Origin of the sequence: Ensifer sp. B1-9 (assembly GCF_050474445.1) — a bacterium.
Taxonomy (GTDB): domain Bacteria; phylum Pseudomonadota; class Alphaproteobacteria; order Rhizobiales; family Rhizobiaceae; genus Ensifer.
Map to the genome: position 1 here is coordinate 1 of NZ_JBCHVG010000028.1, position 12,497 is coordinate 12,497.

At 61.9% G+C, this 12,497-nt stretch carries 10 protein-coding genes; 6 read left to right on the forward strand and 4 right to left on the reverse strand.

The genetic code is table 11. From position 1 onward, the window contains the following. From ACQ5BM_RS32830 to ACQ5BM_RS32840, 3 genes are all read left to right on the forward strand, one after another. The coding region (locus tag ACQ5BM_RS32830) for an SIS domain-containing protein (protein WP_429820197.1) at window positions 1–682 on the forward strand (682 nt) is incomplete at its 5' end. Then, window positions 682–1,179, forward strand: coding sequence for a GNAT family N-acetyltransferase (locus ACQ5BM_RS32835; protein ID WP_429820327.1), 498 nt, complete (start codon window positions 682–684; stop codon window positions 1,177–1,179). The genes ACQ5BM_RS32830 and ACQ5BM_RS32835, both read left to right, overlap by 1 nt. 113 nt (window positions 1,180–1,292) lie before the next feature. Further along, on the forward strand, window positions 1,293–1,976 hold the full coding sequence (locus tag ACQ5BM_RS32840; protein ID WP_429820199.1) for a DUF502 domain-containing protein: 684 nt from the start codon (window positions 1,293–1,295) through the stop codon (window positions 1,974–1,976). Window positions 1,977–2,027: 51 nt separating this feature from the next. On the opposite strand, the gene recG is transcribed toward ACQ5BM_RS32840, so the two are convergent. Continuing rightward, entirely contained in the window at window positions 2,028–4,133 is a 2,106-nt protein-coding gene (recG, locus tag ACQ5BM_RS32845; protein ID WP_429820201.1) for an ATP-dependent DNA helicase RecG, read from the reverse strand. Between the two features lie 329 nt (window positions 4,134–4,462). Here recG and ACQ5BM_RS32850 point away from each other — a divergent pair, with 329 nt between their 5' ends. Beyond that, entirely contained in the window at window positions 4,463–4,768 is a 306-nt protein-coding gene (locus tag ACQ5BM_RS32850) for a succinate dehydrogenase assembly factor 2 (RefSeq protein WP_429820203.1), read from the forward strand. Between the two features lie 7 nt (window positions 4,769–4,775). Then, window positions 4,776–8,279, forward strand: a complete 3,504-nt coding sequence (gene mfd / locus ACQ5BM_RS32855) for a transcription-repair coupling factor (protein ID WP_429820329.1) — start codon at window positions 4,776–4,778, stop codon at window positions 8,277–8,279. Window positions 8,280–8,432: 153 nt separating this feature from the next. Here the strand turns inward: mfd and ACQ5BM_RS32860 are convergent, their stop codons facing one another. Both ACQ5BM_RS32860 and ACQ5BM_RS32865 read right to left on the reverse strand, forming a co-directional pair. Continuing rightward, on the reverse strand, window positions 8,433–9,095 hold the full coding sequence (locus ACQ5BM_RS32860) for a DsbA family oxidoreductase (RefSeq protein WP_429820205.1): 663 nt from the start codon (window positions 9,093–9,095) through the stop codon (window positions 8,433–8,435). A gap of 89 nt (window positions 9,096–9,184) precedes the next feature. Continuing rightward, a complete protein-coding gene (locus ACQ5BM_RS32865; RefSeq protein ID WP_429820331.1) occupies window positions 9,185–10,966 on the reverse strand; it encodes an extracellular solute-binding protein in 1,782 nt (593 codons plus the stop codon). 307 nt (window positions 10,967–11,273) lie between these two features. On the opposite strand from ACQ5BM_RS32865, the gene ACQ5BM_RS32870 reads away from it, so the two are divergent. Then, complete coding sequence (locus tag ACQ5BM_RS32870; RefSeq protein ID WP_173516493.1) at window positions 11,274–11,903, forward strand: invasion associated locus B family protein; 630 nt, start codon at window positions 11,274–11,276, stop codon at window positions 11,901–11,903. A 169-nt stretch (window positions 11,904–12,072) separates the two neighbouring features. On the opposite strand, the gene hspQ is transcribed toward ACQ5BM_RS32870, so the two are convergent. Beyond that, window positions 12,073–12,402: a heat shock protein HspQ gene (hspQ, locus tag ACQ5BM_RS32875; protein WP_429820207.1), complete on the reverse strand. Its 330-nt coding sequence runs from the start codon at window positions 12,400–12,402 to the stop codon at window positions 12,073–12,075. Window positions 12,403–12,497 lie beyond the last annotated feature (95 nt).

Consider the following 12,497-nt stretch of genomic DNA (forward strand, 5'->3'; position numbering starts at 1 on the left):
CGATGCGGTGTTCCCGATCCTTGCCGGTCCGGAGATCGGCGTCGCCTCGACCAAGGCCTTCACCTGCCAACTCGCGGTGCTGGCGTCGCTGGCGATCGGCGCCGGCCGCGCCCGCGGCATGGTCAGCACAGAGGAGGAGCAGACGCTGGTTCGCTGCCTCGCCGAGATGCCGCGCATCATGGGCCAGGTTCTGAACGCCATCCAGCCGAAGATCGAGCAATTGTCGCACCAACTCGCCAAGTACGACGACGTGCTCTATCTCGGTCGCGGCACCAGCTTCCCGCTGGCGATGGAAGGCGCTCTGAAGCTCAAGGAAATCTCCTATATTCACGCCGAAGGCTATGCCGCCGGCGAGCTGAAGCATGGGCCGATCGCGCTGATCGACGAGAACATGCCCGTCATCGTCATCGCGCCGCATGACCGCTTCTATGAGAAGACGGTGTCCAACATGCAGGAGGTGGCCGCGCGCGGCGGCCGGATCATCCTGATCACCGACGAGAAGGGGGCTGCCGCCTCGAAGCTCGAAACCATGGCGACGATCGTGCTGCCTGACGTCGACGAGGTCATCGCGCCGATGATCTTCTCGCTGCCGATCCAGCTTCTTGCCTATCATACGGCGGTGTTCATGGGCACCGACGTCGACCAGCCCCGCAACCTCGCCAAATCGGTGACCGTCGAATGATCTACGTCCGGCATGAGCGTCAAGGAGATGAGAAGGCGATCCGCGACGTGACCGTCGCCGCGTTCGAAGGGCATCCGCACAGTGATCAGAGCGAGCCCCTCATCATCGAACGCCTGCGCGAAGCCGGCGCGCTCAGCGTCTCGCTGGTTGCCGAGATGAACGATGACATTGTCGGGCACATCGCCTTTTCGCCCGTCACGCTGACGCCGGCAGAATCCGGCTGGTTCGGGCTTGGGCCGGTCTCGGTCAAGCCGGAGGTTCAGGCGCAGGGCATCGGCAGGCAGTTGATCCTCGAGGGCCTTGAATGGCTGCGGGCGGAAGGGGCTGCCGGCTGCGTCGTCGTCGGCGATCCCGCCTATTATCAAAAGTTCGGTTTCCGCAACGAATCGGCTCTTGTATTCCTCGGTTGTGCGCCGCAATATTTCATGGCGCTGGCACTCTCCGGCGCGATGGCGGCGGGCACTGTCGCCTATCATCCGGCCTTCGGGGGCGCGTGAGGTTGGAGCGGGGTCTTCCGCCCGAATCCCGCTCTAACTGGAGAAGCGATCAGGTTTATGATTTTCGGTCGATCCGACCCGAAATCATAAGCGTGATCTAAGGCGAAAGACGCATGACGACGAAGAAGAGCTTCATCGCAACCCGGTTACGAAACTATTTCCTGACTGGTCTGATCATTTGTGCACCGATAGCGATCACGGCCTGGCTCGTCCGCTCCTTCATCGAATGGGCGGATGGATGGGTGAAACCGTATCTGCCGAATTTCTATAATCCGGACACCTATTCTCCCGTTGCCATCCCCGGCTTCGGATTGCTCGTCGCCATCGTCGTGATCACGCTCGTCGGCTTCCTGACCGCAAACCTCGTTGGCCGGTCGATCGTGAATTTCGGCGAGTCCCTGGTCAACCGCACGCCTCTGGTGCGCACGATCTACAAGTCGACCAAGCAGATCTTCCAGACGGTGCTTCAGGAGCAGTCGTCGTCCTTCAAAAAGGCAGGGCTCATCGAATATCCGAGCCCGGGCCTCTGGGCGCTTGTCTTCATCGCAACGGACGTCAAAGGGGAAATCGCCGCCAAGTTCGACGACCGCGGCATGGACATGGTCACGGTGTTTCTGCCGCCGACTCCCATCCCAACGGCTGGCTTCCTGCTGTTCGTACCGCGCGACAAGATCATTCCGCTCGACATGAGTGCGGAGGATGCCGCCAAGCTGTTGATCTCCGGTGGCCTTGTGGTGCCTGACCACAAGCCGCTTGCCAATGCGCCGTTGAAGATCGGCCAGCAGAAGACCGCCTGACGACCAGACGTGCATCCGGTCGAAACCGGGTCACGCTACCCCGGTTAGCATCTAGCCGGCGCGCAGGAAGCGGATCGCCTCGTCGCGCCGGTAGAGATAGAGCAGTGTCCGCAGCGCTTCGCCGCGTTCCGACGTCAGGTCCGGGTCGCGCTCGATCACATAGGCGGCGTCCTTGCGGGCGATTTCCAGGAGATCGCCATGGGCTTCCAGGCTGGCGATGCGGAAGCCCGGGGTGCCCGACTGGCGTGTGCCGAGCAACTCGCCTTCGCCGCGCAGCTTCAGGTCCTCCTCCGCTATCAGGAAGCCGTCCTCGCTGTCACGCAGGATCGAGAGCCGTGATCGGCCATTCTCGCTGAGCGGACCTCTGTAGAGCAGGATGCAGGTCGAAGCCTCGTCGCCGCGCCCGACGCGGCCGCGCAACTGATGAAGCTGGGCAAGGCCGAAACGTTCCGCATGTTCGATCACCATGATCGTCGCATCGGGCACGTCGACGCCGACCTCGACGACGGTGGTGGCGACCAGCAACCGGATCTCGCCATTCTTGAAGGCGAGCATGACGGCGTCCTTCTCGGCGCCATTCATGCGGCCATGTACGAGACCGACATTGTTGCCGAAGCGCTTCGCGAGGCCTTCGTATCGTTCTTCGGCAGACATGACGTCGACGGCTTCCGACTCCTCGACGAGCGGACAGATCCAGTAGGCCTTCTTGCCCTCGCGAAGGGCTGCGTCCAGACGATCGACGATATCGCCGGTACGCTCGGTCGGGATCGTCACGGTCTGGATCGGCTTACGCCCGGCAGGCTTCTCCGTCAGCTTCGAGACATCCATGTCGCCAAAGGCTGCGAGCACCAGCGTTCGCGGGATCGGCGTCGCCGTCATCACGAGCATATGCGGAGAGATCCCCTTGGCAGTCAGGCGCAGGCGCTGATGAACGCCGAAGCGGTGCTGCTCGTCCACCACCGCCAGCGTCAGTTCCTTGTAGTTCACCGTATCCTGGAAAAGCGCGTGCGTGCCGATCACCATCCGCGTCTCGCCGGACGCGATACGGTCCAAGATGGCATCGCGTTCCTTGCCCTTGGTGCGGCCGGTCAGGACGTCAATCGTGATGCCGGCCGGCGCGGCCATCCGCGCAAGGGTCGCATGATGCTGCCGCGCAAGAATTTCGGTCGGCGCCATCAGCACGGCCTGGCCGCCGGATTCGACCGCGGCCAGCATCGCCATCAGCGCCACCATCGTCTTGCCGGAGCCGACGTCGCCCTGCAGCAGCCGCAGCATGCGCTCGGTCCCGCCCATGTCCTTGAGGATGTCGGCAATGGCCGTGGATTGGCTCGCCGTCAGCGAAAACGGAAGCGAATCGATGACGGGCCGGGAGAGCGCGCCGGTGGCGTGGACCGGCGTACCCGCGACCTTGCGAAGGCGCTGGCGGACGAGCGCGAGCGACAACTGTCCGGCGAGAAATTCGTCATAGGCAAGCCGGCGGCGCGCACGTGCCTGTGGATCGATATCCGTTGCATCCCGGGGATCATGCAGCGCCCGGAAACTCTCGGCCGCGCTGGCGAAACCCTGCCTGGCGAGCAGCGCATCATCCACCCATTCCGGCATTTCCGGCACGCGGGCAACGGCCGCCTCGATCGACTTGCGCAATATCCGCGGCGAAAGCCCGGCGGTCAGGCCATAAACCGGCTCCACCAGCGGCAGGTTTTCCGCCTCGCTTGCCCGAACCGCGTAGTCCGGATGCACCATGGAAGGCCGTCCGTTGAACCAGTCGACCTTGCCGCTGACGATAACCGTCTCATCCACCGGCAGCGATTTTTCCAGCCAATTGCCCTTGACCCGAAAATAGGTGAGCGCCAGTTCGCCGGTCTCGTCATGCAGGAAGACGCGATAGGGCAGGTTGGGTTTGCCGCGCGGCGGCGGCTGATGGCGGTCGACCCGGCCGGTAATGGTGACGATGACCCCTTGCGGCGCATGGGCAATGCCCGGCTGCTGCCGGCGGTCGATCAGCGAATGCGGCGCGTGGAAGACAAGATCGACGACACGGCAATCCTCGATCGTTTCACGACCGAGCAGCTTGGCATAGAGTTCGCCGATCTTCGGGCCGATGCCTGGAAGCGTGTCGAGCGGTGAGAAGAGCGGGTCGAGCAGGGCGGGGCGCATGGCGATGAAATTGCGATGATAAATCGGGCTTTGGCAAGGCTGACAATCACCTATTCAGAGTTTATAGAGCCCAGTGACGACAAACCGTAACCTGGAGCGTCCCGCTTTCAAGTGGTATCACTGAAGGCGACAAGGTGCTCTGGAATCAAAGCGCTGGAGCGTGTTTCGCGTGTTCGTCCGAATGCGCGGCGTTCTCCTGCATGTCTTCCTTCTCGCTGAACCCAGTCGGGATCAGGGGCAAGAACATGCAGCAATCTCAAGCGCTACAGCGACTTTCGTACGCCTTGGAAGGCGCGCGGCGCGGTAGCGGGCGGCAGGAAGGAATTTCCATGACTGGCATCTCACGCACCAGCGCCGATCTCAATCCGCGGCGACGGCGGATCCTGTTCCGCGCCTGGCATCGCGGCATTCGCGAGATGGATCTGATCCTTGGGCAGTTTGCAGAGGCTGAGCTTTCGGCGCTCTCCGAGGTGGAGCTCGATGAACTCGAGACGATCATGCGCGAAGAGGACAATGATCTCGTCAGGTGGATCACCGGTGAACAGCCTGTGCCCGTTCGCTATCAGACGCCGATGTTCGAACGCATTGCCGCCTATCGTCCCGATTTCGATAAGCTTCCCGAAGGAATGAAATAGACCGATGATGCTGGTTGGCCTTGATCCGAAGAAGATCGTCGAAGCGCAGCGGGAGATCACGATCGGCCCGGTTCCCGCCGGTGCCGAGGCACTGGTTCTGGCCGAACTTGCGCGGGCAGGCCAGCCGGTCGCCTATATTATGTCTGACGGCCAGCGGATCGCGGATCTCGAGCAGGTTCTCGGCTTCGTGGCGCCCGATATTCCGGTCTTGACGCTGCCGGGCTGGGACTGCCTTCCCTATGACCGCGTGTCGCCGAGCGCCGACACATCGGCACGGCGTCTGGCGGCACTCAGCGCCCTGATTGCGCACAAGAAGAAGCCGCATGCCGCGATCGTGCTGGTGACGGTCAATGCTGCCCTGCAGAAGATCTCGCCGCAGGATGTGATCGAGAGCCTGGCGTTTTCGGCCCGCCCGGGCAATCAGGTGCGCATGGATGACATCGCCACCCGCCTCGAGCGCAACGGTTTCGAGCGGGTCGCGACGGTGCGCGAAGTGGGTGAATACGCGGTCCGCGGCGGCATTCTCGATGTTTTCGTGCCCGGCAGCGGCGAGCCGCTGCGTCTCGATTTCTTCGGCGACACGCTCGAGACCATCCGCTCCTTCGATCCCGCAAGCCAGCGCACGACCGGCCAGGTCCGCTCCCTCGATCTCAACCCGATGAGCGAGGTGTCGCTGACGCCGGAGACGATCAGCCACTTCCGCAGGCAGTATCTTTCGCTCTTCGGCGCCACGACCCGCGACGATGCACTCTATCAGGCTGTCTCCGAAGGGCGGCGTTACGCCGGCATGGAGCACTGGCTGCCGCTCTTCTATGATGGGCTGGAGACGGTCTTCGACTATCTCGACGGTTTCCGCATCGTCACCGACCATCTGGCGCGCGAAGCCGCCGCCGAACGCTCGAAGCTCATTCTCGACTATTACGATGCCCGTCTGGCATCGGCTTCTCCGGGCAAGTCGCAGACCTCGCAAGGCACGCCCTATAAGCCGGTTCCGCCGGAACTGCTCTATCTGAATTCGCAGGGCTTCAACGCTGCGCTCGCCTCGCGCGACGCCATTCGTTTGTCGCCGTTCAACGAGCATGAAGGCGAAGCCCGACAGGTGATATCGGTCGACGCGCGGCAGGGCATGCGCTGGGCGAAGTCGGCAGGCGAGGGCGAGACCGATGGCGAGCGTGTCAATGTCTTCGACCAGGCGGTCAAGTACATTGCCGAGCGCCGTTCGAAGGGCGCCAAGGTGGTCATCTCGGGCTGGAGCGAGGGATCGCTCGACCGCCTGTTGCAGGTGCTCGTCGAACATGGGCTCGGCAACATCAAGCCGATCAAGGCGCTGGCCGAGGTCAAGAGCCTGAAGCCGGGCGAGGCGGGATCGACCGTGCTCAGCATCGAGGCCGGCTTCGAGACCGGCGATCTCGTGATCATCGGCGAACAGGATATCCTGGGCGACCGCATGGTGCGGCGCTCAAAACGTCGCAAGCGCGGGGCGGACTTCATCGCCGAAGTCGCAGGCCTCGACGAGGGCAGTTATGTCGTGCACGCCGAGCACGGCATTGGTCGCTTCGTCGGCCTGCGCACCATCGAGGCCGTCGGTGCGCCGCACGATTGCCTCGAGCTTGTCTATGCCGATAATGCCAAGCTGTTCCTGCCGGTCGAAAACATCGAGCTTCTGTCGCGCTATGGTGCGGAGGGGACCGATGCGATCCTCGACAAGCTCGGTGGCGTCGCCTGGCAGGCGCGCAAGGCCAAGCTCAAGAAGCGGCTGCTCGACATGGCGGGCGGTCTCATCCGCATCGCCGCCGAACGCCACACGCGCCGGGCCCCGGTTCTCGTCGCTCAGGATGGCGTCTATGACGAGTTCGCCGCCCGCTTCCCCTATGACGAGACAGAGGATCAGCTAAACTCGATCGAGGCGGTGCGCGACGATCTCGGCAGCGGCCGCCCGATGGACCGGCTCGTCTGCGGCGATGTCGGCTTCGGCAAGACGGAAGTGGCACTGCGTGCCGCCTACATCGCAGCGATGAACGGCGTGCAGGTTGCCGTCGTCGTGCCGACGACGCTGCTCGCGCGCCAGCATTTCAAGACCTTTTCCGAGCGGTTCCGCGGTCTGCCGATCCGCATCCAGCAGGCATCCCGTCTCGTCGGATCGAAGGAACTGGCGCTGACGAAGAAGGAGGTGGCCGATGGAAAAACCGACGTCGTCGTCGGCACCCATGCGCTGCTCGGCACTTCGGTCAATTTCGCCAATCTCGGCCTGCTGATCATCGACGAGGAGCAGCACTTCGGCGTCAAGCACAAGGAGCGGCTGAAGGAACTGAAGTCCGACGTGCACGTGCTGACGCTGTCGGCAACCCCGATCCCGCGCACGCTGCAGCTCGCCCTGACCGGTGTTCGCGAACTGTCGCTGATCACCACGCCGCCGGTCGACCGCATGGCGGTGCGTACCTTCATCTCGCCCTTCGACGCGCTGGTGATCCGCGAAACGCTGATGCGCGAGCACTATCGCGGCGGCCAGAGTTTCTATGTCTGCCCGCGCTTGAGCGATCTCTCGGAGATCCATGACTTCCTGAAATCCGACGTTCCGGAGCTGAAGGTGGCGGTTGCCCACGGCCAGATGCCGGCGACCGAGCTCGAAGACATCATGAACGCTTTCTACGACGGGCGTTACGATGTGCTGCTGTCGACGACGATCGTCGAATCCGGTCTCGATGTCCCGACGGCCAATACGCTGATCGTGCACCGCGCCGACATGTTCGGCCTCGCCCAGCTCTACCAGCTTCGCGGCCGCGTCGGCCGCTCGAAGGTGCGTGCCTTCGCGCTCTTCACCCTGCCGGTCAACAAGACGCTGACGGGAACGGCCGAGCGCCGGCTGAAGGTGCTTCAGTCGCTCGACACGCTTGGCGCCGGCTTCCAGCTTGCCAGCCACGACCTCGATATCCGCGGCGCCGGCAACCTGCTCGGCGAGGAACAGTCGGGCCATATCAAGGAGGTCGGTTTCGAGCTCTATCAGCAGATGCTCGAAGAAGCGGTCGCCGAACTCAAGGGCGAGGAGGAAATCCACGATACCGGCTGGTCGCCGCAGATCTCGGTTGGAACTCCGGTCATGATCCCCGAACACTACGTGCCGGACCTGCATCTGAGGCTTGGACTCTATCGCCGCCTCGGCGAACTGACGGATCTCAAGGAAATCGACGGCTTCGGCGCCGAGATGATCGACCGCTTCGGGCCGCTGCCGATCGAGGTCCAGCACCTCCTGAAGATCGTCTACATCAAGTCGCTCTGCCGCATAGCGAATGTCGAGAAGCTCGATGCCGGGCCGAAGGGGGTTGTCGTCCAGTTCCGTAATAGGGAATTCCCGAACCCGGCCGCACTCGTCGGTTACATCGCCAAGCAGGGCACGCTGGCGAAGATCCGGCCGGATCACAGCATCTTCTTCCAGAGGGAGCTGGCAACGCCGGAGAAGCGCCTTTCAGGCGCTGCGATGGTGATGACGCAGCTCGCGGGGCTGGCAAAATAGCGACGTTGGATAGCGTGCAGCCGCGAGCTGCGGCAGCGCCAGACTACAGCGCCGCGCGTCTTTTCAGGCGCGCAAAGGTCGCTGTAACACTTTAGATTTGCTGGATGTCTCCTTAAATCGAAGTCGATTTAAGGAGACTTGCAGTAGGGCTGCTCAGTTGGGCTTGCCACTCGCCTTCATTTGCGCGATTTCGCGCAGCGCGTTCGTCAATACGTCGACGGTTTGCGCTCCCATCACGGCATACTGTCCGTCGAGAATGAAGCAGGGCACACCGGTCACGCCCATCTCGCGCGCCATGCCGACCTCTTCCTTGACGGCGTCCTTGTCGGCGTCGGAGCTCAGCAATGCGGCGATGACAGGCCGATCGAGACCGGCCTTCTCGGCGATATCCAGCAGCACGGCGTGATCGCCGACGTTGCGACCTTCTTCGAAATTGGCCTTGAAGAGCATGCCGACGACGGCCGATTGCGCCGGTTCGCCGTTGGTTGCAGCCCAGCGCACGAGCCGATGGGCATCAAGCGTGTTCGGGCTGATCTTCACGGCATCGAAGTCGAAGGCAATGCCGTCGGCGTTACCGAGTTCGCGCAGCATGTCATGCGCGCGATCGACGGCTGCCTGACCGCCGAGTTTTGCGGCCAGGTGCTGCTTGTGGTCGACGCCTTCGGGCGGCAGGTCGGGATTGAGCTGATAGGGACGCCAATTGACCGTGACGAGCACGTCCGGGACATTGGCAATCGCCTGATCGAGCCTTGCCTTGCCGAGATAGCACCAGGGGCAGACGACGTCCGAGACGATATCGATGCTGACGGTTTCCATGGTGCGGGTGCCTTTCCTTGTTTGGTATGTCGCCGAGATAAGCCGGTTTCACCCGGCTTTCAATGCGTTACCAAAAGGGAACCAACCTTCTACTGCGCGTTTTGATCCCACCAGGTCGGAAGTTGATAGCCGTAAAGCGGCAACACATCGGGGCGACCGATATGCTTGTGCCTGGCCACCCACTGCGCGTCGAGGTGATAGAGCGGAACCAGGTAGAAATTGTTGATCAGCAACCGGTCATGCGCACGCACGGCGGCCGTGAAATCCTCTGTCGTCCGGGCCTGGAGAATATTGTTGATCATGCGGTCGACATCCTTGTCGGCAACGCCGGCAAAGTTGTCGCTTCCCTGCCGGTCCCGCGATTGGGAGGACCAACGCCCGACCTGTTCGATGCCGGGTGACAAAGTCGACGGGAAGGATTTGATGATCACGTCGTAGTCGAAGGATTGGCTGCGCTGCTGGTACTGCGAATCGTCGACGGTGCGTACGGAAGCCTGAATACCGAGCGGGGCGAGAAAACGCTGGTAGGCAAGCGCAATCTTTTCCTGGCCCGCATTCTGGCTCATGATCTCGAAGGCGAGCGGCACGCCGTTGGCGTCCACCATTTTGCCGTCCTTTATCTGGAAGCCGGCCTCCCGCATCAGCGAAACGGCGACGCGCAGCACGTTGCGATCGCGACCGGAGGCGTCGGTCACCGGCAGCCGGTATGTGCCATCGAGAATCGCCGGATTGATCCGGTCGCGCGCATCGCCGATGAGGCCGAGTTCGCGGTCGTCGGCCGGCGCGCCGAGGAAGCTCAGCGTCGAATTCTGCCAGTAGCTCTGGGTGCGCGTATAGGCGCCGTCAAAGAGGTTCTTGTTGACCCACTCGAAGTCGAACACCAGCGCTAGGCCCTGCCGAAGCTTGAGGTTGTCGAACATCGGCCTGCGGGTGTTGAATACGATGCCGAGCATGCCCGAGGGCGTCTTCGGCTTGAAGGTTTCCTTGACGACCTCGCCGGTGCGGACAGCCGGGAAATCGTAGCCGCGTGCCCACTTGGTGGCGCTGCCTTCCGGATAGATGTCGATTTCGCCCTTCTTGAACGCCTCGAACAGCGAATTTTCCTGGAGGAAATACTCGACGGAGATTTCGTCGTAATTGTCCTGGCCGACTTTCGACGGCAGGTCCTTCGCCCAATAGTCCGGGTTTCTCTTGTAGACGATGCGCTCGCCGGGCTTCACTTCGGCGACGCGATAGGGACCGGAGCCGAGCGGCGGTTTCAAGCTCGTCTGATCGAAGGTCGCAACGTCGATCGCATGCTTCGGCAGCACCGGCGAGAGCCCGAGCAGCAGTGGAAGTTCGCGGTCGGCTTCTTCGGTGAAGGTGAAGCGGACGCTGCGATCGCCCACCTTCTCCATCTTTGCCACCTTGGCCAGGCGGTTGCTGAAGGGAACCCGTCCCTTGTCGCGCAGCAGTTCGAAGCTGAAGATGACGTCTTCAGCGGTGACCGGCTGCCCGTCGGCCCAGCGGGCATTGGGGTTGAGATTGAACTGGACGAAGGTCCGGTCGTCATCCCATTCGACCGATTCGGCGAGCAGGCCGTACATGGTGAAGGCCTCGTCGCGCGAGCGCTGCATCAGCGATTCGTAGACGAGGTTGCCGTATTCCGGGTCCCACATGCCGCGCGCCGTCGTGCGCATGCTTTTCAGGATGAAGGGATTGAGGCTGTCGAAGCTGCCGACGACGCCGTAAGAGATCTTCCCGCCCTTCTTCACGTTCGGATTAACGTAGGGAAAGTTCTTGAAATCGGCTGGCAGCGCCGGCTCGCCGTGCATGGCAATGGCATGGACAGGAGCGGCTGCCGCGCCGTTGGCGAACGAAGTGACGGTCATGAGCAGTGCCAGACCGGAGAGAATTGAACGCAAAGTCACCTCCCGTGAAGGGGTATCAACAGGCCGATTCCCTAAACGTTACCAACGGTGACCGATGAATCCAACCGATCCGCCACCCAAATTCCACCCAGTCGCAAGTCAAAAAATGACAGGAAACACTGGATAATCGAAGCGAGCCAATGTAACAGGTGTTTCCGGAAACGGGGTCATGCATTTGCCTTATTTGGCCAACAGGACAACGGCGGCTGACGATACTCACCTGCGGAACGAATTGTTCCGTTACCGGATTTCAGGAGACGGAATCACAATGATCTTCAAGTCGAATTTTACCAAACGCTCGGGTATGGCAGCGCTGGCGCTCTCTGTAGCTGCTGCGGGCGTACCGGGTGTTGCATCCGCCCAGCAGGCGGGTGGCAAGCCGCCGCAGGGCTGGTTCAAGGTCTGCACCAAGCAGGAAGACAATGACGTCTGCATCGTTCAGAACCTGCTGACCGCCAACAACGGCCAGCTCGTGACCGCTGTCGGCCTCATAACGGTAAGCGGCAAGGTCAATCGCAAGGTCCTGCAGGTTTCCGTACCGTCCGCACGCCTCATCCCGACCGGTGTCCAGATGCAGATCGACGGCGGCAAGCCGGTGAAGCTCGACTACGCCATCTGCATGCCGGACAAGTGCGTTGCCGAAGCGCCGCTCTCCGACCAGCTGATCGCAAGCCTGAAGAAGGGCAACGAAGTCGTCTTCACGTCGGTCAACTTCCAGCGTGCGCCGAACCCGATCAAGATGGCCCTCACGGGCTTCACCGGTGTGTTCGATGGCGAGCCGATCGAACAGTCGCAGCTCGAAGAGCGTCAGCGCCTCCTGCAGGAAGAAATGCAGAAGAAGGCCGAGGACGCCCGCAAGAAGCTCGAGGAAGCCCAGAAGGCTGCCAAGCAGAACTGAGCGATCTCTCGCGATCCCCAAAAAGAAACGCCCGGACCTAGCGTCCGGGCGTTTTCATTTTATCCGGGGCAAAGGCCCTGAAGCGTGTCGCGATCTTTCCCCTTCGCTCCATGCGCTTTGAGCTTTCGGTATTTCACCGCAAAACTGCTACAAAGCTTTGTGGCATGCTTCAGTGACGGAAAGTCGCCTTGGGCCTGTAGTGGCCGACGCCATCCTTATCGAACAGGGCATCGACTTGGGCGTGGCGCATCGGCCGGTCGCTGTCGTCGAACTCCAGGTTCTGCTCGGATACGTAGGCGACATATTCGCTGTCATCGTTTTCGGCGAACAGATGGTAGAAGGGTTGATCCTTGCTCGGGCGGATCTCCTGCGGAATAGCGTTCCACCACTCTTCGGTGTTGGCGTATTCCGGATCGACGTCGAAAATGACGCCGCGGAACGGGAAAATCCGATGGCGAACCACCTGTCCGATCTCGAATTTGGCGTTTCTTTGTTTCATGACGCAACACATCCTTTCAGGAGATTATCTGGGTTGGCGAACCCAAAACATCAATAGGGATCTCCTTTCCGCCCTGCGTTGACCTTCGGCGTCGT